We start from the raw sequence: 24,225 nt of genomic DNA on the forward strand, positions 1-24,225 counted from the left end.
CCCCCCCCCCCCCCCCCCCACCGGCGGTTCGCGATCGGCGCGAGCGCGCGCGGAGGCCACCGGAAGCGGGCCTCCGCGCGCTCACCCCTTTGTGGGCGCCGCCAGTCGGACATCCTGATTCGGCACTCGTACGGCCGGTTCCGGGGCGGACACCACCGACAGTGTCCGCCGACCGGGTGCCTCCAGCTGTTGCTCTGCCAAGTGCACGACATACGACGGTAATCAGGTCCGGTGAGCGGCGTGCTGCGCGTGGTGAAGAGCGCGGTGTGAACGCGGTAAGAAGCCTCTTTCGGGAAGGAACCGGTCAGGCGGGGCGCTGCGGACGAACCCTGTCGGTCGAGGCGATGTCCCTTTCGGACACCCTCAGGACCTCTGGTCGCGCACCGTGTCGCTGTTGGGCCGAAAGGGTGACGTGGCGTAAGAATTGGCTGGTGCAGGTGAAGGAAGCGAGACAGGGCGGGGGGAGCCGGTGAACCGTCAGGACGTCACCGATGAGCAGTGGGAGGGGCTCGCCCAGGTGGTTCCGCTGCGGGGCCGCGACGCCTGGCCGTCCGCGGTGGACCACCGCGTGCCCCCGGAAGCGACGACGGAGGCGCGCCGCCGCTTCGTCGTCCTGCGGGTCAACGTGTTCGCGGACGCCCGTGACGTCGCCGAGACCCTGATGGCGGGCATCCCGGTCCTCCTCGACCTCACCGGCGCCGAGGGCGAGGTCGCCAAGCGGGTCCTGGACTTCAGCACCGGCGTCGTCTTCGGCCTGGGCAGCGGGATGCACCGCGTCGACCGCAACGTGTTCCTGCTCACGCCGCCCGGCACCGAGGTGGGCGGACTCGTGCCGGGCGCCGCGGTTCCGGGCAGGTGAGCCCCGGCGCCGCGAAGGTGCGGGAGCCGTGGATGGTAGACCTGGTGGCGTGACTGAGGAATCCGAGCATCCGGATCTGGCGGGGTTGCAGCGGCGGCTGGCGGAGTTCGCCGCGGCGCGCGACTGGCAGCCGTACCACACACCGAAGAACCTGGTCGCCGCGCTCAGCGTGGAGGCCTCCGAACTGGTCGAGATCTTCCAGTGGCTGACCCCGGAGGAGTCGGCCGGCGTCATGGCGGACCCCACGACCGCACACCGCGTGCGCGACGAGATCGCGGACGTTCTCGCGTATCTGCTGCAACTGTGCGAGGTGCTCGGCGTCGATCCGCTGGCGGCACTGGCGGCGAAGATCGACCGGAACGAGCGGCGTTTTCCGGTGCCGGGGAAGTCGGCGGACTCGGGGGACCTGGGAGGCTCGGGGGAATCGACGGAATCGGGGGAGTGAGTGGCGAAGGCCACCCTCCGTCGTCACTCTCCGAAATCGTTCACCCAGCCGAAACCGATTTGTTGTCCGCAGATTTCCGTCTTCCTCTGGCTTTTCGTCCCATGCACCCTCACTCTGGGTAGTGAACAAGGGAGTTCGGGCGGACGTGCGAACAGCACGTCGGGACAGACAGGGGCAGCGCATGGACGCGGTGCGGCTCATCCTGGCGAGCAGGCGTGCCCTGGCGGGGGGCGGCGAGGCCCCCGCCATCCTGGCCGAGGTCTGGCAGGCGCATGCCCTGGCGCAGGCGATCGGCAGCCGCCTCGCCGTCTCCGGACCGCCCGAACTACGGGGCGAGGCACTGGGGCTGACCGAACTGGCGGGCCGGGGCTGCGGGGTCCTCGACGCGCCGGACCTCGATCCGGAGGACTTACGGGCGGCTCGGCTCACCGAACTGGACGACGCCCGGAAGGCGTTGCTGAGCCTGGACGCCCTGCTCGGCGATGCCGGCATCGCGCTCGTCGGCATCGCGAGCTCGGCCGCCGACGAGGCCATGTACTGGCAGTGCATGGAGGCGATCGACGCGGCGGACGAATCCCGGGACCGGATCCGCGAGATGGTGCGGAAACTGGCCGCGCGGGAGGAGGCGCCGCCGGAGCCGGAGGCGATTTCACCCGACCGGGGGCGGGAGGGCGGGGGGCCCCGGTGAGGCCCCCGCGCCCGCGCGTCCGACGGCGTGCAGGATGGGGGCATGGATCTTCGCATCTTCACCGAGCCCCAGCAGGGCGCGACCTACGACACCCTGCTCACCGTGGCCAAGGCGACCGAGGACCTCGGGTTCGACGCCTTCTTCCGCTCCGACCACTTCCTGCACATGGGCGACGTGGACGGCCTGCCCGGACCCACCGACGCATGGATCACCCTCGCCGGACTCGCCCGCGAGACCAGGCGCATCCGGCTCGGCACGCTGATGACGGCCGCCACCTTCCGGCTGCCCGGCGTGCTCGCCGTCCAGGTCGCCCAGGTGGACCGGATGTCCGGCGGCCGGGTCGAACTGGGCCTGGGAGCGGGCTGGTTCGCCGAGGAGCACCAGGCGTACGGCATCCCCTTCCCGAAGGAGAAGTTCGGCCGTCTGGAGGAGCAGCTGGCCATCGTCACGGGGATGTGGGCGACCGAGGTCGGCAAGACCTTCGACTTCCGCGGGACCTACTACGAGCTCACCGGGTCGCCCGCGCTGCCCAAGCCCGCGCAGACGAAGATCCCGGTGCTCGTGGGCGGCCTCGGAGCCACCCGCACGCCGCGGCTCGCCGCGCAGTACGCCGACGAGTTCAACGTCCCGTTCGCCTCGATCGAGGACAGCGAGCGGCAGTTCGGCCGGGTCCGGACCGCCGCGGAGGCGGCCGGCCGGCGCCCCGACGACCTGACGTACTCCAACGCCCTCGTCGTCTGCGTCGGCCGGGACGACCGGGAGGTCGCCCGCCGTGCCGCCGTGATCGGCCGCGAGGTCGACGAACTGAAGGCCAACGGCCTGGCAGGCTCCCCGGCCGAGGTCGTCGACAAGATCGGCCGCTACGCCGCGATCGGCGCGAGCCGGATCTACCTCCAGATCCTCGACCTGTCCGACCTGGACCACCTGGAACTGATCTCCACGCAGGTGCAGTCGCAGCTGTCCTAGCGCCCGGTGCGCCCGGTGCGGTCACTGCGGTCAGTCGGGCCGGCGGCGCGGGCGACACGACACCCCGTCAACGGCGCCCCGGGCCACGGGAGGTGGCCGGTGAATATTGGAAGGCGCTGGTCCGGCCCCCTGTGCGAAGGTGAGGGCGTCGTCCTGCCGAGCCCCCGGGAGCACCGTCCTCGGGGGCTTCGGCGTACCCGGCACCGCAGCCGTCCGTCCAGCCGGAGAGGCCCTCCGCATGTTCCTGACCATCACCACCACCGGTACCCCCGAACACCCGGCGACCGACCTCGGTTTCCTGCTGCACAAGCACCCGGACAACGCCCAGGCGTTCTCCACCTCCTACGGCACCGCGCACGTCCTCTACCCGGAGGCGGATGATCGGCGCTGCACGGCGGCGCTGCTGCTCGAGGTCGACACCGTGGCCCTGGTCCGGCGGAGCAAGGGCAAGGGACGCGGCGGCGCCCCCGACGCGGCGCTCGCGCAGTACGTCAACGACCGCCCCTACGCGGCGTCCTCGCTGCTCGCCGTGGCGCTGAGCGGCGTCTTCTCCAGCGCCCTGCGCGGGGTGTGCCGCGCGCGTCCCGAACTCCCGGCACGGCCCCGCCCGTTGCGGATCGAGGTACCGGCGCTTCCGGCCCGCGGCGGCCCCGCCCTCGTGCAACGTCTGTTCGCCCCGCTCGGCTGGACGGTCACCGCCGAACCGGTCGCGCTGGACGCGGAGTTCCCCGAGTGGGGCGACTCGCGGTACGTGCGGCTCGTGCTGGAGTCGGAGGCGATCACCCTGGCCCAGGCCCTGCGCCACCTCTACGTCCTGCTCCCCGTCCTCGACGACGCCAAGCACTACTGGGTCGCCCCGGACGAGGTGGACAAGCTGCTCCGAGCGGGCGAGGGCTGGCTGCCCGCGCACCCGGAGCAGAAGCTGATCACCAGCCGCTACCTCTCGCGCCGCTGGTCGCTGACCCGGCAGGCGATGGAGCGCCTGGAACTGGTGCGGCTGGCCGAGACCGACGACAGCGGGGTCGAGGAGCTCGACAACGCCGTGGCGGCGGAGACCGAGACGGAGGAGAGGCCGACGCCGCTGGCCGTGCGGCGGCGGGACGCGATCGTCGCCGCGCTGCACGAGCGCGGCGCCGCCCGGGTCCTCGACCTCGGCTGCGGGCAGGGCCAGTTGGTGCAGGCGCTGCTGCGGGACGCGCGGTTCACGGAGATCGTCGGCGTCGACGTGTCGGTACGGGCCCTCGCCATCGCCGCCCGGCGGCTGAAACTGGACCGGATGGGGGAGCGGCAGGCCGCCCGCGTCACGTTGCGGCAGGGCTCGCTCGTCTACACCGACAAGGAGCTGAAGGGCTACGACGCCGCCGTGCTGAGCGAGGTGATCGAGCACCTCGACCTGCCCCGGCTGCCCGCCCTGGAGTACGCGGTGTTCGGCGCGGCCCGCCCCCGCACCGTCCTCGTGACCACCCCGAACGTCGAGTACAACGTCCGCTGGGAGACCCTCCCCGCCGGGCACGTCCGGCACCGCGACCACCGCTTCGAGTGGACCCGCGAGCAGTTCGGCCGGTGGGCGCACGCCGTGGCCGAACGCCGCGGCTACGACGTCGAGTTCCGCCCCGTCGGCCCCGACGACCCCGAGGTCGGACCGCCCACCCAGATGGCGGTGTTCACCCTCAAGGCCACCAAGGACAGCAGAGACGGCGAGAAGGAGGCGAAGGCGGCATGACCGAGACACGGACCGGGACACGGACCGAGACGCAGGCCGGGACACAGAGCGACACACAGACCGGCACACCGGGCGGGACACGGACCCCCACCACACGAGGACGCGTCCTGCCCGTGACCGACCTCTCCCTGGTCGTCCTCGTCGGCGCCTCCGGCTCGGGCAAGTCCACCTTCGCCCGGCGCCACTTCAAGCCCACCGAGGTCCTCTCCTCGGACTTCTGCCGCGGCCTGGTCTCCGACGACGAGAACGACCAGGGCGCCACCCGCGACGCCTTCGACGTGCTGCACTACATCGCCGGCAAGCGCCTCGCGGCCGGCCGCCGTACCGTCGTCGACGCCACCAGCGTGCAGCAGGACGCCCGGCGGCAGCTGATCGACCTGGCGAAGAGCCACGACGTGCTGCCCATCGCCATCGTGCTCGACGTGCCGGAGGAGGTGTGCGCCGAGCGCAACGCGGCCCGCGCCGACCGGGCCGGCATGCCCCGCCGGGTGATCCGCCGGCACACCCGCGAACTGCGGCGCTCGCTGCGGCACCTGGAGCGCGAGGGCTTCCGCAAGGTGCACGTGCTGCGCGGAGCCGAGGAGGTCGAGAACGCGTCGGTCGTCACGGAGAAGCGCTTCAACGACCTCACCCACCTCACCGGCCCGTTCGACATCATCGGCGACATCCACGGCTGCTCCGCCGAACTGGAGTCGCTCCTCGCCAAGTTGGGCTACACCGACGGAACGCACCCCGAGGGCCGTACGGCGGTCTTCGTCGGCGACCTGGTCGACCGCGGCCCGGACAGCCCGGGCGTGCTGCGCCGGGTGATGTCCATGGTGGAGGCGGGCGACGCGCTGTGCGTGCCGGGCAACCACGAGAACAAGTACGGGCGCCACCTCAAGGGCCGCAAGGTCCAGCACACCCACGGACTCGCCGGGACCGTCGCGCAGATGGAGGGGGAGAGCGAGGAGTTCAGGGCGCGGGTACGGGAGTTCATCGACGGCCTGGTCAGCCACTACGTCCTCGACGGCGGCCGGCTGGTGGTCAGCCACGCCGGCCTGCCGGAGAAGTACCACGGCCGCACCTCCGGCCGGGTGCGCTCGCACGCGCTCTACGGCGACACCACCGGGGAGACGGACGAGTTCGGGCTTCCGGTGCGCTATCCGTGGGCGGAGGACTACCGCGGCCGGGCGGCCGTGGTCTACGGCCACACCCCGGTCCCGGAGGCCACCTGGCTCAACAACACGATCTGCCTGGACACCGGCGCGGTGTTCGGCGGCAGGCTGACCGCGCTGCGCTGGCCGGAGCGGGAACTGGTCGACGTACCGGCCGAGCGGGTCTGGTACGAGCCGGCCAGGCCGCTGCGCACCGAGGCGCCGGGCGGGCACGACGGGCGTCCGCTGGACCTCGGTGACGTGCACGGCCGCCGGGCCGTGGAGACCCGGCACGCCGGGCGGGTCGCGGTCCGCGAGGAGAACGCGGCGGCGGCCCTGGAGGTCATGAGCCGCTTCGCGGTCGACCCACGGCTGCTGCCGTACCTGCCGCCCACCATGGCGCCGACGGCGACCTCCGGGGTCGACGGCTACCTGGAGCACCCGCGGGAGGCGTTCGCCCAGTACCGGGAGGACGGGGTGGCCCGGGTCGTGTGCGAGGAGAAGCACATGGGCTCGCGGGCGGTGGCCCTGGTCTGCCGGGACGCGGAGGCGGCGCGCGCCCGGTTCGGCGTGGATGGCCCGACCGGGTCCCTCTACACCCGCACCGGCCGTCCCTTCTTCGACGACCCGTCGGTCACCGAGGAGATACTCGGCCGGCTGCGCACGGCGGTCACCGAGGCGGGCCTGTGGGCGGAGCTGGACACCGACTGGCTGCTGCTCGACGGTGAGCTGATGCCCTGGTCGCTGAAGGCCTCCGGGCTGCTGCGCTCGCAGTACGCGGCGGTCGGCGCGGCCTCCGGCGCGGTGTTCCCGGACGCGCTGGCCGCCCTGGAGGGCGCCGCGGCACGCGGTGCCGACGTGGCGGATCTGCTGGAACGCCAGCGCGGGCGGGCCGCCGACGCGGCCGCGTTCACCGCCGCCTACCGCCGTTACTGCTGGCCGACCGACGGTCTGGACGGTGTCCGCCTGGCACCGTTCCAGATCCTGGCCGTGCAGGGCCGCAGCCTGGCCGGACTGCCGCACGACGGGCAACTGGCGCTGCTCGACCGGCTCGTGGAGCACGACGCCACCGGTCTGCTCCAGACCACCCGGCGCCTGTACGTCGACGTGGCGGAGCCGGAGTCGGTGCGGGCGGGCGTCGACTGGTGGCTGGAGATGACCGGCCGTGGCGGCGAGGGCATGGTCGTCAAGCCGCTGGGCGCGCTGGTGCGCGGCGAGACGGGCCGTCTGGTGCAGCCCGGCATCAAGTGCCGCGGCCGGGAGTACCTGCGGATCATCTACGGTCCCGAGTACACCCGCCCGGACAACCTCGCCCGCCTGCGCCACCGCTTCCTGAACCACAAGCGCTCCCTGGCGGTGCGCGAGTACGCCCTCGGTCTTGAGGCCCTGGACCGCCTGGCCGACGGCGAACCGCTGTGGCGGGTGCACGAGGCGGTGTTCGGCGTGCTCGCACTGGAGTCGGAGCCGGTGGATCCGCGTCTGTGAGGCGGCCGGCCGCGGGGCGGTGGCCGCCGTGCCGGCCGGCGGCTGGTTCCGGCCGGCGCCGCCCCCTGGGCGGGGCCTGGCCGGACAGCTGGATTCCGTTCCCATCCGTCCCTGGTTAACCGCTGGTTGCCGTGCTAGCTTCGCTGGTTGGTCCGGCAAACGTACCGACTCAGGGGGAAAGTCGGTGAAGACAGGCGCGGAGTTCGGCGAGCATGAGGACGATCCCGGGCGTGCGCGAGGCCTTGAGCTGCTCTTACGTCTGACCGACGCGTTGTGCGAACTGGGCTGCATGGAGGACGCGCAGGGACGCGTGCAGTTCGCCGCCGTGCTGGGCGACCAGCTGCACCGGCAGGTCGACGTGCGTGGCGTGCGACTGCGCGAGGACGTGGCGACCCTGGTGCGCGTGGCGCTGAGCGTGTCCGGCGGGGAACACGTGCTGGTGGGCGTGGTCCGCATCCTCGAAGGAGCCGCCGCGGGGGACGAACTCGACCGGCTGATCGCCCCGGCGGCCCCCATTCCGGGGCCCCAGACACCGCCCGGCCCTCTGTCCCGGGACGACGAGAAGAGCGCCCGTATCGCCCTGGCCCGGGGTGGACTCCCCTCGGTCCGGCTGCGTGACGAGCTGGTCGGCGAGCTGGGCGGCCTCGACCTCCCCACCGGGCTCTCGCCCGACCAGTTGTTCACGCATCTCCTGGAGTGGAACGCGCAGCCCGACCAGCTGCCGCCCACGGTGCTCCTGCTGGACCGGGCGGCCCGGCTCGCCGGGACCCCCGACCACCGCGCGGCGCTGGCCGGATGGGTCGACGACTGGGCCGCGCGGTCCGGGCACACGGCCGAGGTGGCGGCGCGTCGCGCCGAACGCGCCACCGTGGTGAACGACCCCGACATTCCGCGCTGTCTGGTCGTCGCGGTCGAGCCGGCCGGGGACGGCACCCTGGACGTTGTCGTACGGACCTGGCTCAACTCCGCGCCCGGCCACTGGAATCCGCAGCCCGCCGAGCCGGTCATCACAACCCTGGAGGGCCTCGGGCCCGCCGTCGAACGCTCGTTGCGGCAGGGCGCCCGCCTGTGGACGGATCAGTACGAGACCGGCAGCAGCGGGGGGCAGCAGCCGCCGTACGTGGAGTTCGTCCTGCCGTACGACCTCCTCAATCACGATGTGGCCGGGCTGACGCTTCGCATCGGTGACGGCAGGCCATTGCCGCTCGGGCTGAGGTACGGGGTGCACCTCCGAAGCCTGGAACGGATGCGCACCGACGACGAGCAGGTCCGCCACCAGTGGCAGGAGCGCTGGCGGATCCTGCGCACGAACGGCGTCACGGTGCACGGCTGGAGCGAACCGGACGGCCGGCGGATCGACGCGTGGCAGACCGCGCTCGCCGGGGAGGCAAGGCATACGGCCGTGGTACTGGACGCCCCGGCCGGCGAGAGCGCGCTGGCAGCGCTCAAGGCGGCCATCGCCGAAGGGATCGGGCTCGCGGTCTGGGACCGCAGAGGAAGCTTCGCCGAGGAGAGGCGCGAAGTGGTGACAGCGGTGTTCGCGTCGGTGCCGGTGCCGGCCAGGATCCCGACGGCCATCCACCGGCTCCGCAGACAGGCAGAACTCAACACACGCGGTCAGCACCTCCTGCTTGGCCGACATATCGGTTTTTTTTGGGACGATCCCACTCGAGTCGTCGACATCCACACCACCGGCACAGGCGATCTCGCCACCGAGGAGGCACCGGCATGAGCGCGAACGAGCAGGCGCACCCGGACGACTGGCGTGTGTTCCATGCGGCCGGCGGGGCGCCGGACAGCCCACCCCGGCTGCCGCCGGCACCCCCCTGGCGCCGCTTCCGCGGCGGCCCGCCCGAGCAGGTGCCCCCGGACGACCATGAGGCCGCGCTGCGCCGTCTGGGCCGCGACGACGACAGCGTGCAACTCGGGCAGGACGAGATCGACATCGTCAACGGGGCCCTGGTCCTGCGCAGGCCCCTGTTGATCACTGGGCCGCCGGGCATCGGCAAATCGACCCTCGCCTATCTGCTCTCCCGGGAACTCGGGCTGGGGCGCGTCCTGGAGTGGAGCATCGTCAGCCGCACGACCCTGCGCGACGGTCTGTACATCCACGACGCCATGGGGCGAGCCCAGGCCATCGCCGCCTGGCAGGCCGGGGTGCGGCACTCGACGGACCCCGCGCGGCGGGACGATGCCGGGGAGGAGCAGCCGGGCGACGCCGACCGCGCCGAGGCCGCCGTCAACACGGCGACCGATGCGACGGAACGTCAACTTCTCCCAAAGCTGGGTGACTTCATCACCCTCGGTCCTCTGGGTACCGCGCTGCTGCCCTACGATCGTCCGCGAGTCCTCCTTGTCGACGAACTCGACAAGAGCGACATCGATCTACCGAACGACCTGCTGCACGTCCTGGAGAACGGAAGCTATGACATCCCCGAGCTGGTGCGCGCCGCCGCTGACGCGGCGTACGTCCACACCAGCGATCCTTCAGGCCGCGCCCTCGTGCGCGGCGGGCATGTCGAGTGTGCGGAGTTCCCGGTCGTGGTGATCACCAGCAACGGGGAGCGCGAGTTCCCGGCCGCCTTCCGTCGCCGTTGCATCCCCCTGGAGATGCGCGCCCCCTCCAGGGAGCGGCTCCTGGGCATGGTCGAGAGGCACTTGGGGATCCGGTCGCCCGGGGCCGAGGAGATGGTGGACCTGTACGTCCAGCGGGTCCAGGCGGGCGGAACCCACTCCGTGGATCAGTTGCTCAACGCTGTCCAGATGACTACGGCGGGTGGTTTTCAGGCCGATGGTGATGGGCGTAAGCTCGTGGAAATGCTCCTCCGCGACCTCGCGAAGGGCCGCTGAATGACCGGCTTCCCCCAGGAGCGCGCATCCGGACCCGGCGACGGCTACCCCGTATCGGGGACGTCGCCTCCTTCGGCGTTCCCCGAGCCCGCCAGGCAAGCGAGCGAGTACGTCGCCGCCGATCGGGCTGTCCGGGGACCAGACCCGTACACCGGCGCGCGGTCGCTCTCCGGGGAACACTCCGGGCCGCACTGGCAGGAACTCGCCGACGCCGTCTGGCTCGCCGCCCACTGGGCCCGGCACAGCCGTCCCGCCACTCAGGAGGGCACGGGCGTGCGAGGTCCCGCCGACGGCCGCACCCACCCGTTCACGACTGGCCCGGAGGCGGCCGGGGACCAACGGGAGCCGGAGTCGTCCCGCACGGCCGTTGACCGGTCCTCCGCCCAGGACGCGGCGCTCGCGGGCGCGGGCTCCCAGGACCGAGGCGGCGTCCCCGGCGTGCGGACCGGGGCCGACGAGCCGACCGTCCGTACCGGACCGCGCGGTGCCGGTGTCCCCTTTCACGCTCCGCCGGCCGTGCCGCCGGACCCGGAGAACCTGTTACCCGACCCCGACGGCTGCCTCACGCTGCACATGGGCCCGCCGCTGCTTCCCGGGGCCGAACAGGCCCACTCGGGCACCGGCCGCCGCACGGCCCTGCTCGCTCGCGCCCTGCACCGGCTGGCCCGCCGCATCCCGTCCCGCGACACCTTGGAACTGGACGAGGAGACCACCGCCGAGCGAGGGGTCGTCGACGGCCTGTGGATGCCCTTCCTGCGGCCCGCCCGCACCTCGGGCTTCGACCTGGTGCTGCTCACCGACAGCGCTCCCACCATGCGGGTCTGGGAGGACACCGTCGTCCGCCTCGCGGAGGCCGCCGAGTACAGCGGAGCCTTCCGGGCCGTGCGCACCGTCGCGGTGGACGTGCCGCGCACTGGTGCCGCCACCCTGCGCCGGGGCACCGGCCGGGCCGCCGCCGACCCCTCCGAGTTGCTCGACGGGCGCGGCGGCCGCGTCTTCCTCGTCGTCACCGACGGACTGGCCCACGGCTGGGCCGCCGCCACCGCTGACGAACTCCTCGGCCGCCTGGCGCACTCCGGCCCGACGGCCTTGGTCCACCTCCTGCCACCCCATCTGCGCCACCGCACCTCGCTGTACCCCTACCAGGCGGTCCTGGAGGGCGGCGGGTTCGGTGCCCCCAATGACAGCCTGGGACACTGGGCGCCGCCCGGCGGCCCCGACCCGCTGCGGCCGCTGCCCGACACCGGCGACGGCTCCGTCCCCGTACCGGTGCTGTCGCTGAAGCCCGGTTCCCTCGCCGCCTGGGCCGACCTCGTCACCTCAGAACGCGGAGTGCGCCGCGAGCTGCCCGTCGTCCTGGCCGGCACCCTCACCAAGGGCTCGCCCGCACCCGGACTGCGCGCTCCGCGCTTCCCCCGCGCGGCCGCCGCCGCGGTCCGCCGCTTCTTCACGCTCGCGACCCCGGCCGCGCGCCGCCTCGCCACCCAACTGGCAGCGGTTCCCTTCGAGTTCGAACTCGTGGAACAACTGCGGCGACGCGCCATGCCGGAGACCGGCCCCGACCATCTCGCCGAGATCCTGATGGGCGGCCTGATCGACTGGGACAGCGGTGGTGAGGGTCGCCCCGAGTTCGCCGACGGCATCCGCGAAGCACTGCTCGCCACCACAACCCGCAGCCAACTTGCCCGTACCGTCAGCCTGGTGGGCGATCTGCCCGCCGCGGGCGAGAGGGGTGTCGCTCTGCGCGCCGCGCTGCGCGACCCCGGTGGGACCAGACTGCCCGACCCGGCGGAGCGCGGGTGGGCGCGCAGTGAACTCGCCGTGATGCGGGCGCTTTCGGGGCCGTACTCCGAACGTGCCAAACGCATCGAACCGAACCTGATCTCCCGGCTCGCGCCCGCACCAACCCGTACGGCCGAACGAGCAGGTGCCGGATTGCTCTCCGGTACGCCCGCTGAGGTGAACCGGTCGGCCGCAGGGGTCTTGGAAGACGGTGGAGAAGGCAGTGATCCAGCGTCGAACGCCCCTGAATCACCTGGAGAGACCGTGGCGAGCCCGGTAACCGAAACGTCCGAACACGAAACCTCGGAGGCCCAGCAGTCCATGCAGCCCACCACGACCGCGAGGCCGGCCGCTCGTATGGTGAACGTTCCCATGCGGAACAACTCGTTCGTCGGCCGCCAGGCGCTGCTCAGTACCGTGGAGGAGCAGCTCGCAGCCCAGGACACGGCCGCCGTGCTGCCCCACGCGCTGCACGGGCTGGGCGGCGTCGGCAAGTCGCAGCTGGCACTCGAGTACGTCTACACCCACCAGCACGACTACAAGGTGATCTGCTGGATCGCCGCCGAGCGGGAGAGTCTCATCCTGACCTCGCTGTCCCAGCTGGCGGCGCAGCTCGGACTCGCCCCGGCAGGACAGGACGGCAGTACTCCCACCGCCAACACCGCGGTGCCCGCCGTCCTGGAGGCGCTGCGTACGGGGGCGCCCTACGACAACTGGCTCCTCGTCTTCGACAACGCCGAGCAGATCGAAGTGGTGCGCAAGTACTTCCCGAGCAACGGGCCCGGCAAGGTGATCGTCACCTCTCGCAACCGCGCCTGGGAACGGGTGGCCACCCCGCTGCCGGTGAACGTCTTCGAGCGCGGGGAGTCGATCGAGCTGCTGCGGAAGCGCTCGCCCGACCTCACCACGCAGGAAGCGGACCGGCTGGCCGACGCCCTCGGTGACCTCCCGCTCGCGGTCGAGCAGGCGGGCGCCTGGCGAGCGGTCTCCGGCATGCAGGTCGACGATTACCTCGACCTGCTCGCGCAGCGCCGCCCGGAGATCCTCGAACTCGACCCGGCCCCCGACTACCCGGTCTCCGTCGCCGCTGCCTGGGACATCTCACTTGATGATGTCCAGGACCGGAACCCGGGTGCCCGGCAGTTGCTGGACATCTGCGCCAGCATGGCGCCCGAGCCCATTCCCCGGTCCATGCTGCGCGGCAGCCGCGGGGTGAGTATCACGCCCGAGGTGGACCCGCTGCTGCGCGAGCCGATCAAACTGAACCGCGCCATCCGCGACCTCACCCAGTTCTCCCTGGTCCGGGTCGACCCACGCTCCAACACGCTGCAGATGCACCGCCTGCTGCAGACGGTGCTCCTGGCCAAGCTGAGCGCCGAGGAACGCCGGGCCATGCGGGAGGCGGCCCACCAGCTGCTGTCCGCGGCCAAGCCGGGCCAGCCCTCCTTGCCCCTCGAATGGCGCGCCTACCAGGAGCTGCTGCCTCACGTGCTCACCTCGCAGGCCGTGACGAGCGCCGACAAATGGGTCCGCGAACTCGTTTTCGAGACCTCGCTGTTCCTCTACTACTGGGGCGACCACGCGGGTGCCGCGGCGCTTGCCCGGCAGGCCTACAACGCCTGGCTCGCGGCCTCCGGAGAGGAGGACATCGACGTCATCCGCGTGGCGAGGCACCTCGCGTTCACGCTGCGCGTGCTCGGCGACATCGCGGAGTCCGTCCCGTTGAACGAGGCGGCGCTTGAGGTCTCCCGCAACGCTGACGTCGAGCTCGAGCATCTGATCGACTCCATCGTGGAACTGGCGGACGCCCGTCGCTACCAGGGGCGCTTCGATGAGGCCCGGGCGTTGGGCGAGGAGGCCACCGGGCTGGCCCGGTCACGGTTCGGCGCGGAGGACACGATCACGCTGCGGGCCACCCACAGCTGGTGCGTCGACCTGCGGTTGTGCGGCCGGTTCAGGGAGGCGCTGCCCCTGGACCAGGAAAACGTGCGGCAGCGCGAACTGCAGTTCGGGGCGGACAGCTTCCTGACCCTCAACGCGCTCAACGGTCTCGCCGCCGACATCCGGGAGAGCGGCGACTACATCGGCGCCCGCGACTTCCAGGAGGACGTGTACCGGCGGGCACGTTCGGCCTTCGGTGAGGAACACCCGCTCACCCTGCGCATTGCCCGCAACCTCGCGGTCTGTCGGCGACGCGCCGGGGCGTTGCGAGAGGCCGCCGAGCTTTCCGAGGAGGCGCTGCAAAGCTTCGTCGCCCGCTACGGGCGGGACCACGCCGACTCGCTGTCCACCGCGAGCAACCTGTCCGTCGACCTGCGACTCACCGGGGACGTCGAGGGCTCCCGGGTGCAGGGCGAGGAGGCTGCTCAGCGCTATGTGGAGCGGCTCGGTCCGGACCACGCGTTCACGCTGCTGACCAAGGCCAATCTGGCCGCCACCATGCGGGCGATCGGCGCCCTGGAGGCCGCCGAGGAACTGGAGGACGAGGCGGAGCGCCGGCTGACGGCGACGGTGGGCGCAGAGCACGTGTTGACGCTGACCGTCGGCATCGGCCGGGCCAATACGGCGTACGCCCGCCTGGACTTCGAGCAGGCCCACCGGATCGACGAGGCCAACTTGCCGCGGCTCGCGGACGTCGCGGGCGAGACTCACCCGCTGACCCTGTCCTGCATGGCGAATCTCTCTCTCGACCTGCGCGGGCTGGGCCGAGGGGCCGAGGCGGAGGAGACGCGGCGCAAGGCGATGGACGCCCTGTCCGGGATCGTCCCTTCCGACCATCCCTGGCTGAAGGCGGCCGACCAGCGTCGCCGCGTGGAGTGCGACATGGCCCCGGTGCCGCTGTAGCAGGCACCACACGCCGCTCGGAGGAGGGGCCCCGGCGTCAGCCTTCCGGCCTGTCGTCCCGGTGCCCGGGCACCAGCCGACCGGACTGCGCATCGCTGTCCGAGGGGTGAGCGCCCGGGTAGTCGTGCTGCGGCGGCTCGGGTGGTGTCGTCCGGGACCGCCGACAGCTCGTCAGCCGACGTTCGTGCCGGGCACGTTCGGTGTGCCGTCGTCCTCCTGAGGATGGTGGGGCACACGGGGGGTGAGGGATTCGTCCGGGAGGGTCGCCCTGGTGACCCTGGGGCGTTCGGCGAGATGGCGGACCATGGTCAGGAGCGGCTGGGTGAGCAGGGTCGTGGCCAGCGCCATCAAGACCAACACCGAGTAGAGGGGCCGGCTCAGCAGACCCGCCTGGAAACCCGCGTTCAGTGCGATCAACTCCGTCAGGCCACGCGTGCTCATCAGCACCCCGACCGTCCGTGCGTCGTCCCGGCCCAGGCCGCCCAGCCTCGCGGCCACCGTTCCGCTACCGGTCTTCGTCGCGATCGCCAGCACCGTGACCACCGCCAGCGTGAGCCAGCCCGTGCCATCCAGGCCGTCCACGGCGACGGCCTGACCGGAGGTGACGAAGAAGAACGGCAGGAGCAGCGAGCTGACCTCGTGCAGGGGCCGCACGAGGTCCGGGTCCAGCGTGCTGCCCCGCTCGCGCGGCACCACGACCCCCGCGAGCAGCGCACCGAAGATGACGTGCAGTCCGAGGGAGTGCGTCACCCAGGCCGAGCCCAGGGCGAAGCCGATGAGCAGGGCGAGCCGTAGCGAGGGCTCCATGTGCGTGCGCCACAGCAGCCGACGCAGCAACGGACGGGCCGCCACCAGCATCAGCGCGACGAAGCTCGCGGCGAGCACCACTCGCCACTGCCATCCGAGCGACTGCTTCCCGTCGTCGTGCATCAGGACCCCGGCCAGTACGGTCCAGCCGACCACGTCGAGCAGCCCGGCCGCAGAGACCGCCACCACCCCGGGTACCGTGCGGGCCAGCCCGTTCTCACGCACAATCGCCGTCAGCACCGGCACCGCGGTTATCGACAGCGCCACGCCCGCGAACACCACCGTGGCCGGGCTGAGGTGACGGGGCATGCCCACATCACGAAACTGCTCCTGGAACAGCAGAGCACAGCCGCTGCCCACGGCCATCGGTACCACGAACGACGCCACCGCCACGATCACGGCCGAACGCGCCCGGCTGCCCAGCAGGTGCAGGTCCAGTTCGTAGCCCACCTCGAACAGGAAGACCACAAGGGCGAACTGCGCGAACCCGGTCAGTGCCGGACCGATCTCCTGAGGGAAGAGCACCTTGCTCGTATCGGGTGCCACACTGCCCAGCAGTGAGGGGCCGAGTGCGATGCCGGCTGCCAACTGCCCCACGATATAGGGCTGTTTGAGCCGTCGCGCCACGTAGCCCGCCGAGTGGGCGGCGACCAGGATCAGAGCCGAGGCTCCCACCAAATGCATGATCATCGCATCAGGGCTCATGGCGTCCCTTAGTTGTCCGCCGGCCACGGTCGGGGCCGGGATGCGGTCCAGGTGCGGGCCTCGCACGTCTGCTCGATCGAGCGCTGATCTCAACCTCCGTATGATACTGGTAACTTGGCGTAGCACTGGCAGTCGTACACACCACAGCACGGGTGTCACGGGGGGCACATGACGGCGGTCGTCTTCATCCACGGCACCGGGGTCCGTGAGCCGGGCTTCTCCGCGCTGGCGGGGCGCGTGGCGGCCGGGCTGAGCGCGCTGCGCGACGGACTTCGCATCGTGCCCTACTACTGGGGCGGCACGCACGGCGCCACGCTCGCCGCGGGCGGGGTGAGCCTGCCGGCCGGGGCGGGCACCACCCGCGGCCTCGCCGAGTCTCCGGGGCAGCCGGACGGCGAGAACGACGAGGACGACGCGGAGGGGACGGCCGCCGCCTGGGCCGCCCTGTATGCCGACCCGTACGCCGAACTCGCCCTGGCCGCGGCGGGCGCCGTGCCCGCCGCCGAACTCCCGCCCGGCTCCGTACCGCCGGAACAAGGGCTCCAGTCCCGGCTGTCCGCGCTCGCCGCCCAAGGTGACGCGCCCGCGGCCGAGCTGGGCCCCGGCCTGGCCCGTGCCGCCGGCCGGCTGGCGGCACACCCGCTTCTTGGCCGCGCCGCCGCCACCGTCGACCCGGGCGACCTCGCGACGCTCGCCGCCCGCAGCCTGACCGCGTGCGTCGTCGCCGACCTGCTCGACGCCGACTCCCCCCTGATCCCGGACGGCGACACCCGTGACGCCGTCACCGCCCGGCTGGCCGAAACGCTCGGCGCGCCGCCCGAGGGTACGGAGCGCGGGCTGCGCTCCCTGCTGCTGCACACAGCGGGCTCGGCCGCCTCGCGTGTCGTCGTGCGCCGCAGGCGCGCCCTCACGGAGGCAGCCCACCCGGCCGCCGGAGACGTCCTGCGCTACCTCAGCCGCGGCGCGGCCGTCCGTGCCGACCTGCGTGCCCTGGTCGCCGGACTGGAGCCGCCCGTCGCCCTGGTCGGACACAGCCTCGGCGGCATCATCGCGCTGGACACGCTGGTCTCCGCCCCGCTGCCCGCGGTCCGTCTGCTCGTCACGGCAGGCTCCCAGGGCCCCTTCCTGTACGAGTCCGGCTCCCTGCCCTCCCTCGATCACCCCGCGCCCCTGCCGCCGCACGTCCCCGACTGGCTGAACCTCTACGACCCCCGCGACCTGCTGGGCTACGTCGGGGCGGGTGTCTTCCCGGGCCGCGTCACCGACGTGGCCGTCGACAGCCGCCAGCCCTTCCCTGCCGCGCACAGCGCCTACTGGGCCAACCGCGCGGTCTACCGGCACATAGTGGAGCGACTGCCGTGACGGGCCCGGCGCCGCTCGCCCCGCGGGTCGACCCGGCTCGTGTGCACGCCCTGATCGTCGGCATCGAGGCCTACGACGCCGGCGTCGCCTGGGACCTGCCGGGCCCGGCCCGTGACGCCGTGCGATTTCACCGGCTGCTGCGCGCGGCGGGGGTTCCCGAGACCCAACTGCACCTCCACCTCGCCCCGTTGCCGCCGTACGAGCCCGACGTGCCGTACTCGGGCGCCGACCACGCCACGCTGCGCCGCCTCCTCGTGCGGGACCTGCCGGCCCGGCAGGGCGACGTCCTGTGGGTGTGGTGGGGCGGGCACGGGGTCCTGGACCGCGCCGGCCACCTCCGGCTGTTCTGCGCGGACGCCACCGTCGCCGACAAACTGGGCATCGATCTGGACTCCGCGCTCACCCGGTACGCCGGGGACGCCGTGCCCGCGTTCGGCGAACAACTGTGGGTGGTCGACGCCTGCGAGACCTTCGAGGAGGCGCTCGGCTTCCGCGAGGCGCTGCCGCCCGATGCCCTGCCCGTCGGGCGGCGCAGCCTCGCCCACCGGCAGACCGTGCTGCGTGCCGCGGGCCGGGGCCTGGCCGCCGCCAACGACCCCGTACGCCGCACCGGGCTCTTCTCCGACGTCCTGCTCGCCCTGCTGGCCGACCGGGCCGGCGTCCTGCCCGCGCCTCCCGAGCCGGACGAACTGTTTTCCGCCGTCCGGGAACGCGTCGCGGCCCTCAGGGGCGAGGGCCGGACTCTGCAACACCCTGAGATCCGGCTGCAGAGCCCCGAACGCACCGAGATCCTGCCCGCGCCCGCACCGGCCCCGCCGCGCCGTCCGGCCGCCTTGCTCCAGCGGGCCGTGGAGGCCCTGCTGGCCTATCCGCTGATGAACGACCCGGCCGAACGGCAGTCGGTGGTCGCCGCGTTGGACCCTTCCATCACGGGGACGCTGGCCCGTCACACCAAGGCCCGCACGGACGCCGTCAACATTCTCAACGGGCTCGCCCGGCGCCGCCCCAAAGCCCTGTGGGACCTGTTCGACATCGTGGTGTCCGTCGATGACGATCCGGAACGCAAGGAGGAACTCGCCCAGGCTTTCCGGGAATTGGCTGCCTAGACAAAGCGGTCGAACAATACCGAAGTGATCGGGTGGCGTGATCGTACGGTTTTCGACATGGGTCGGAATGGCCATGATGGAAAGAAGTACGGGGCATCGAGTGCCACCGTGCGAGAAGGGGGACGCACCTTGGACCAGCCGCCCGCTCCGGATATCGTCGAAGCCGCCGCCCGCGCGCCAGGCGCCGAGGACTGGCAGTCGGATCTGGCGAACCTCGCTGCCCTGCCCCTGACCGCCGTGGACGGTCTCGCCCCGCTGCGCCCCGGCGCACGCCTGCTCGAAGAGGTCCTGCGCGCCCGCGGCAGCTTCAGAGGAGGTGGCGAGCCGACCGGGCGGGCCGAATGACCGCCCGCCCGCGCTGCCGGACGTGCCGTGCCGCGGCTCCGTATGACCACCCCCGACTGGAGGTCACCCGCGCATGTCGAGTGAGCAGCACCAGGCCACCTTCCGCATGCCCGCCGACCTGTTCGCGGAACTGGCCGCCGGCGGCGGCTCCGCGCAGGCCGTCGCCTTCCTCGCACGCGGGGAGCGGGCGCGTCGGCTGCTGCTCCTGCGCACGCTCCTGGACCACGTCGGGGCGCTTCCCACCCCGTTGACCCCCGCGGCCGAGGCATGGCGGGTGCTGAAGGAGGCGGCGGAGCGGGCGCCGGGGCCGGTCGACCGACTGCTCCTCGCCCCGGCGACCGGCGCCTGGATCGCCCACCTGCTGCGCCGCACGCACGGCACCGCGACCGGCCCACCGCTGTGGGTGGAGGCGGGCCACCTCAACGCCCTGGCGATCGCGGCCTCCGTGTGCGCCGGCACCGACGCCGTCCTGCGGGTCGCACTCACCGACGGCGGTCTGTTCCTGCCCGGCCTGGGGCTGGCCCGCCTCCGGGCCGCGCGACAAGAGCCGGCGGTCGGCCTGGCCCGCACCCGCGCGGGAGAACTCACCCTCACGGCTCCGGGACACGACGGCAGCCCCACATCCCTGACCTGCCGTCCGGCCACGGTGCCGCTACGAGGCGGGCCGGGCGCCGAGGCGGTGTCCAGGGACGACCGGGACGGCTGGACGCCCCTGCGCACCCTCACCCACCGCGGCCCCGCCGGAGCCGTCGCCATCCCCCTGGACGACCTCGGGCCCTACCGCGACCTCGACGACCCCCTGCCGCCGGCCCGGCTGACAGCGGCGGAGGCCACGACGTGGCAGCGCCTGTTCGACGAGGCCGCCGCGCTGCTCGCCGTGCCGGGCGGGACCGGAGCCGGGCGGATCGACCCGGCAGCGATCCGGGCCGTCGTGCCGTTCGGCCGCACCGGCCCCGCGCCCTCCGACCCACTGACCACGCTGGTGTCGGCCTCCAGCGGTGACTCCTACGGCGGCATGGTGGTCGCCCGTCCCGCCGCCGCGCTCGCGCTGGCCGAGACACTGGTGCACGAGTTCCAGCACAGCAAGCTCGCCGCCCTGATCCACCTCTTCCCGCTGCTCGACGACGACCGCGAGGAGCGCTACTACGCCCCCTGGCGCGCCGATCCCCGCCACCTCACCGGCCTGCTGCACGGCGCTTACGCGTTCACCGGCGTCGCGGGCTTCTGGCGGGACCGTCTGAACGCCGCCCAGCACCCCGGGCAGGCCGGGACGGCCGGCTATCACTTCGCCCTGCGCCGCACCCAGAGCCGGATGGTCGTGCGCACGCTGCTGACCAGTGGCCGCCTGACCGCCCAGGGCCACGCCCTCGTCTCGGGACTCGCCCGCACCCTGGACGGCTGGCTGCGTGAACCCGTGCCTGCGGCCGCGCTCGGCCGCGCCCGTACGGCCGCGGCCCTGCACCGTACGGAATGGCGGCTGCGCAACGTCGCTGCGCCGGCCCCGTCGCGGCGTTCCGCACAGGGTGCCGGGGCCGGCCCGGCCACGGAGCCCGTGCTCCGGCCCCGTGCGGACCGTACCTTCTGGCCGGACGTACGCACGCTTGCCTTCGCCGTCCGCCCCGCGGTTCCCCGCACCCCCGACGAGTACCTCGCGGCCGGCGACCCGGCGACGGCTCTCGCCGGATACACCGACGCGCTCGCCCGGGATCCGGCCGAACCGCACAACTTGGCTGGCTGGATCGTCGCCCGCGCCGCCCTCGGCCGGGACCGTGCGGCCCGCCGGATGCTGGCCCGGCCGGAACTGCTCCAGCCGTCACCCACCGGCTGAGCGGCACCACGCGCACAGCAGGGCGCGGGAAACGGAGGCCGGGAGGGTGAAAGCGGACTTCGTTGGCCAGGATGGAAGCATGGGATTCCATGTCGACTCCGAGGCCGGGCGGCTGCGCCGCGTCATCCTGCACCGACCCGATCTCGAGCTCAAAAGGCTCACCCCCAGCAACAAGGACGCCCTCCTCTTCGACGACGTGCTGTGGGTGCGCCGGGCGCGTGCCGAGCACGACGGGTTCGCCGACGTGCTGCGCGACCGCGGGGTCGCCGTGCACCTCTTCGGCGATCTGCTGACCGAGGCGATGGAGATCCCGTCGGCCCGCTCGCTCGTCCTGGACCGCGTCTTCGACGAGAAGGAGTACGGACCGCTCGCCACCGATCACCTGCGGGCGGCCTTCGAGACCCTCTCCGCCGCAGAACTGGTCGAGGCTCTCGTCGGCGGCATGACCAAGCGGGAGTTCCTGGCCGCCCACGCGGAGCCGACGTCGGTGCGCTTCCACGCCATGGAGCTGGACGACTTCCTGCTCGGCCCGCTGCCCAACCACCTCTTCACCCGCGACACCTCCGCCTGGATCTACGACGGCGTGTCCATCAACGCCATGCGCTGGCCTGCCCGGCAGCGCGAGACCGTCCACTTCGAGGCGATCTACCGCTACCACCCCCTGTTCCAAGGCGAGACCTTCCACGTGTGGTCCGAGGGGCAGGCGGACTACCCGTCCACCATCGAGGGCGGGGACGTGCTCGTGATCGGCAACGGCGCCGTGCTCATCGGCATGAGCGAGCGCACCACGCCGCAGGCCGTGGAGATGCTCGCGCACAAGCTGTTCGCCGCCGGATCGGCCCGGACGATCGTCGCGCTCGACATGCCCAAGCGGCGTGCCGTGATGCACCTCGACACCGTGATGACCATGATCGACGGCGACACCTTCACCCAGTACGCCGGGCTCGGCATGCTCCGCTCGTACACCATCGAACCCGGCTCCAGCGACAAGGAGTTGAAGGTCACCGACCATCCCGCGGAGCACATGCACCGCGCGATCGCGGCCGCGCTGGGGCTCAGCGAGATCCGGGTCCTGACCGCCACCCAGGACGTGCACGCGGCCGAGCGTGAGCAGTGGGACGACGGCTGCAACGTGCTCGCCGTCGAGCCCGGCGTCGTCGTCGCCTACGAGCGCAACGCCACCACCAACACCCACCTGCGCAAGCAGGGCATCGAGGTCATCGAGATCCGCGGCAGCGAACTGGGCCGGGGCAGGGGCGGCCCGCGCTGCATGAGCTGCCCGGTCGAGCGGGACGCCGTCTGACGCCGTCCAGTCCGTGACGGGATCACGTTCCGGTGACGTCGCAAGGAGAGGGTTGTGTGCCTGGTCACCTGAGCGTACGGTCCGTATCACGTCAGCGAACAAAGTGTTCGCTGAAGACGCATCAGGTGTTCACTCATGACTGATCGCTCATTGCCGGACCCCTCCGACGCCGACGCCGCCGCCGACGCGGCGTTGGGGGTCCGTGTCCGGGAGTACCGGACGATGCGGCGGATGTCCCTGCGGGCCCTGGGGGAGGCCGCCCAGGCCAGCCCCGGGTTCCTCAGCCAGCTGGAACGCGGGCAGGCGAACGCCTCCATCGGCATGTTGCGGCGGATCGCCGCGGCGCTCGGCCTCACCGTGGCCGACCTGTTCGACCAGGACAGCGCGCCGGGTCCGAGGGTGGTGCGGCGGGCCGACCGTCCGATGCTGCAGACCGCCCCGGGGAGCCGCAAGTTCCTCATCTCGCAGCGCCCGCTCAGTCATCTGGAGGTGTACGCGGGCGAGTTCGACCCGGGGACCTCCACGGGAGACGACGCCTACACCCATGGCGACTCCCAGGAGATCCTTCTGGTGGTCAGGGGAGCCGTGCGGGTCGAACTCGACGGTCAGGCCCACGACCTGGCGGCCGGTGACAGCATCGAATACCGCTCCTCGGTGCCGCACCGTGTGGTCAACAGTCACGAGGAGCCCGCCGAAATCCTCTGGATCATCAGCCCGCCGACTCCGGACTGATCCCCTCCCGCCGCACCCCTCCCCCTCACCCACCCCGCAGCGCGCCACGCGCCCCTTCGTTCTGCCGTTCTTCCGTTCGGCGCTGTGTGCCCTTTGAGCCCCAGTGTCTCTTCGCCGTCCCTTCTCGGAGACAGTAATGCCCGGAATATCACGTAAAGTCCTCGGGTGTGCCGCTGCCGCCGGCGCCCTGCTGCTGACCCTCACCGGCTGCGCCGGTACCGGCCCGGCCGCCGCCGACGTCGACCTCGGCCCCGGACCGGCCGTGGCCGGCCAGGTGAAGAAGGGCGCGCTCGACGGCGTCACCCTCACCTTCGCCTCCTACGGCGGCATCTACCAGGACGGTCAGGAGACCGCCGCCGTCAAGCCGTTCGCCACCGAGTCGGGGGCGAAGGTGCTCTCGGACGGTCCCACCGACTACACCAAGGTCAAGGCCCAGGTCGACGCCAAGAACATCACCTGGGACGTGGTGGACGCCGACACGCTCTGGGCCAAGCGCCAGTGCGGCAAGATGTTCATGCCGCTCGACAAGGACATCGTCGACACCTCCAAGCTGCCCAAGGGCACGGAGGACAAGTGCTCCGTACCGGCCATGAGTTACGGCGTCGTCCTGATGTACGACAAGAAGAAGTTCGGCGACAACCCGCCGAAGGACTGGGCGGACTTCCTCGACACCAAGAAGTACCCCGGCAAGCGCGCGATCCCCGGCTTCGCCTCGGACGCGGCCCCCGGAGCGCTGGAAGCGGCGCTGATCTCCGACGGGGTCGCTCCCGACCGGCTGTACCCGCTGGACGTCGACCGGGCCCTGAAGAAGCTGACGAGCGTCCGCTCCTCGCTGGTCTTCTGGGACACCGGCGCCCGCTCCCAGCAACTACTGGAGTCCGGTGAGGTCTCCATGGCGATGGTGTGGTCCGGCCGCGCCTACTCGGCGGTCAAGAACGGCGCCCACTTCGCCCCGCAGTGGAACCAGTTCCTGCCGGTCTCCGATTCCCTCGCCGTGCCCGTCGGCGCCAGGAACCCCAAGGCCGCCATGGCGCTCATCAACTACTACCTGGGCGCCGACCAGCAGGCCAAGCTCACCGAGCTGACGTCGTACTCGCCGATCAACACCGACGCCAAGCCCAAGCTCGACACGCTCGCCACGCAGTACCTGACCACCACGCCGGAGCGGCAGGCGCAGGCGCTCGACATCGACAACACCTGGTGGGCGAAGAACCAGGAGCAGATCATCCAGAAGTGGTCCGACTGGCTGGCGCGGTAAC

At 72.2% G+C, this 24,225-nt stretch carries 17 protein-coding genes; 16 read left to right on the forward strand and 1 reads right to left on the reverse strand.

Features of this window, described 5'->3' with window-relative positions:
* The first annotated feature begins 469 nt into the window (after positions 1-469).
* The 9 genes from ACTYVM_RS20515 to fxsT all read left to right on the forward strand — a co-directional run bounded on the left by ACTYVM_RS20515 (position 470) and on the right by fxsT (position 14,778).
* Positions 470-859, forward strand: a complete 390-nt coding sequence (locus tag ACTYVM_RS20515; protein WP_445527304.1) for a cell division protein SepF — start codon at positions 470-472, stop codon at positions 857-859.
* 49 nt (positions 860-908) lie between these two features.
* Complete coding sequence (locus tag ACTYVM_RS20520) at positions 909-1,304, forward strand: nucleotide pyrophosphohydrolase (RefSeq protein ID WP_445527305.1); 396 nt, start codon at positions 909-911, stop codon at positions 1,302-1,304.
* Positions 1,305-1,485: 181 nt separating this feature from the next.
* Complete coding sequence (locus tag ACTYVM_RS20525; protein ID WP_445527369.1) at positions 1,486-1,992, forward strand: DUF6099 family protein; 507 nt, start codon at positions 1,486-1,488, stop codon at positions 1,990-1,992.
* 42 nt (positions 1,993-2,034) lie between these two features.
* Positions 2,035-2,958 (forward strand): LLM class F420-dependent oxidoreductase, encoded by a 924-nt coding sequence (locus tag ACTYVM_RS20530; protein ID WP_445527306.1) that lies wholly within the window; start codon positions 2,035-2,037, stop codon positions 2,956-2,958.
* 238 nt (positions 2,959-3,196) lie between these two features.
* A complete protein-coding gene (locus tag ACTYVM_RS20535; RefSeq protein ID WP_445527307.1) occupies positions 3,197-4,681 on the forward strand; it encodes a 3' terminal RNA ribose 2'-O-methyltransferase Hen1 in 1,485 nt (494 codons plus the stop codon).
* Entirely contained in the window at positions 4,678-7,302 is a 2,625-nt protein-coding gene (locus tag ACTYVM_RS20540) for a polynucleotide kinase-phosphatase (protein ID WP_445527308.1), read from the forward strand. The genes ACTYVM_RS20535 and ACTYVM_RS20540 overlap by 4 nt, the downstream gene beginning before the upstream one ends.
* Before the next feature lie 184 nt (positions 7,303-7,486).
* Positions 7,487-9,034: a VMAP-C domain-containing protein gene (locus ACTYVM_RS20545; protein ID WP_445527309.1), complete on the forward strand. Its 1,548-nt coding sequence runs from the start codon at positions 7,487-7,489 to the stop codon at positions 9,032-9,034.
* Positions 9,031-10,152, forward strand: coding sequence for an AAA family ATPase (locus tag ACTYVM_RS20550; protein ID WP_445527310.1), 1,122 nt, complete (start codon positions 9,031-9,033; stop codon positions 10,150-10,152). The genes ACTYVM_RS20545 and ACTYVM_RS20550 overlap by 4 nt, the downstream gene beginning before the upstream one ends.
* Entirely contained in the window at positions 10,153-14,778 is a 4,626-nt protein-coding gene (fxsT, locus tag ACTYVM_RS20555; protein WP_445527311.1) for an FxSxx-COOH system tetratricopeptide repeat protein, read from the forward strand.
* A gap of 171 nt (positions 14,779-14,949) precedes the next feature.
* Here the strand turns inward: fxsT and ACTYVM_RS20560 are convergent, their stop codons facing one another.
* Positions 14,950-16,275 carry a cation:proton antiporter gene (locus ACTYVM_RS20560; RefSeq protein ID WP_445527312.1) on the reverse strand — a complete coding sequence of 442 codons (1,326 nt, stop codon included), beginning with the start codon at positions 16,273-16,275 and terminating at the stop codon, positions 14,950-14,952.
* Between the two features lie 183 nt (positions 16,276-16,458).
* Between ACTYVM_RS20560 and ACTYVM_RS20565 the strand changes: the two genes are divergently transcribed.
* From ACTYVM_RS20565 to ACTYVM_RS20595, 7 genes are all read left to right on the forward strand, one after another.
* On the forward strand, positions 16,459-17,652 hold the full coding sequence (locus ACTYVM_RS20565) for an RBBP9/YdeN family alpha/beta hydrolase (RefSeq protein ID WP_445527313.1): 1,194 nt from the start codon (positions 16,459-16,461) through the stop codon (positions 17,650-17,652).
* Complete coding sequence (locus ACTYVM_RS20570; protein ID WP_445527314.1) at positions 17,649-18,758, forward strand: effector-associated domain 2-containing protein; 1,110 nt, start codon at positions 17,649-17,651, stop codon at positions 18,756-18,758. Before ACTYVM_RS20565 ends, ACTYVM_RS20570 begins: the two co-directional genes overlap by 4 nt.
* 108 nt (positions 18,759-18,866) lie before the next feature.
* Positions 18,867-19,103 carry a hypothetical protein gene (locus tag ACTYVM_RS20575; RefSeq protein WP_445527315.1) on the forward strand — a complete coding sequence of 79 codons (237 nt, stop codon included), beginning with the start codon at positions 18,867-18,869 and terminating at the stop codon, positions 19,101-19,103.
* A 73-nt stretch (positions 19,104-19,176) separates the two neighbouring features.
* On the forward strand, positions 19,177-20,931 hold the full coding sequence (locus tag ACTYVM_RS20580; RefSeq protein ID WP_445527316.1) for an aKG-HExxH-type peptide beta-hydroxylase: 1,755 nt from the start codon (positions 19,177-19,179) through the stop codon (positions 20,929-20,931).
* A 79-nt stretch (positions 20,932-21,010) separates the two neighbouring features.
* Positions 21,011-22,234 (forward strand): arginine deiminase, encoded by a 1,224-nt coding sequence (locus tag ACTYVM_RS20585; protein ID WP_400026880.1) that lies wholly within the window; start codon positions 21,011-21,013, stop codon positions 22,232-22,234.
* A gap of 135 nt (positions 22,235-22,369) precedes the next feature.
* Complete coding sequence (locus ACTYVM_RS20590; RefSeq protein WP_445527317.1) at positions 22,370-22,966, forward strand: helix-turn-helix domain-containing protein; 597 nt, start codon at positions 22,370-22,372, stop codon at positions 22,964-22,966.
* A gap of 136 nt (positions 22,967-23,102) precedes the next feature.
* Positions 23,103-24,224 carry an ABC transporter substrate-binding protein gene (locus ACTYVM_RS20595; protein ID WP_445527318.1) on the forward strand — a complete coding sequence of 374 codons (1,122 nt, stop codon included), beginning with the start codon at positions 23,103-23,105 and terminating at the stop codon, positions 24,222-24,224.
* Position 24,225: the final 1 nt, after the last annotated feature.

The sequence above is a fragment of the Streptomyces cyslabdanicus genome, from assembly GCF_052663305.1.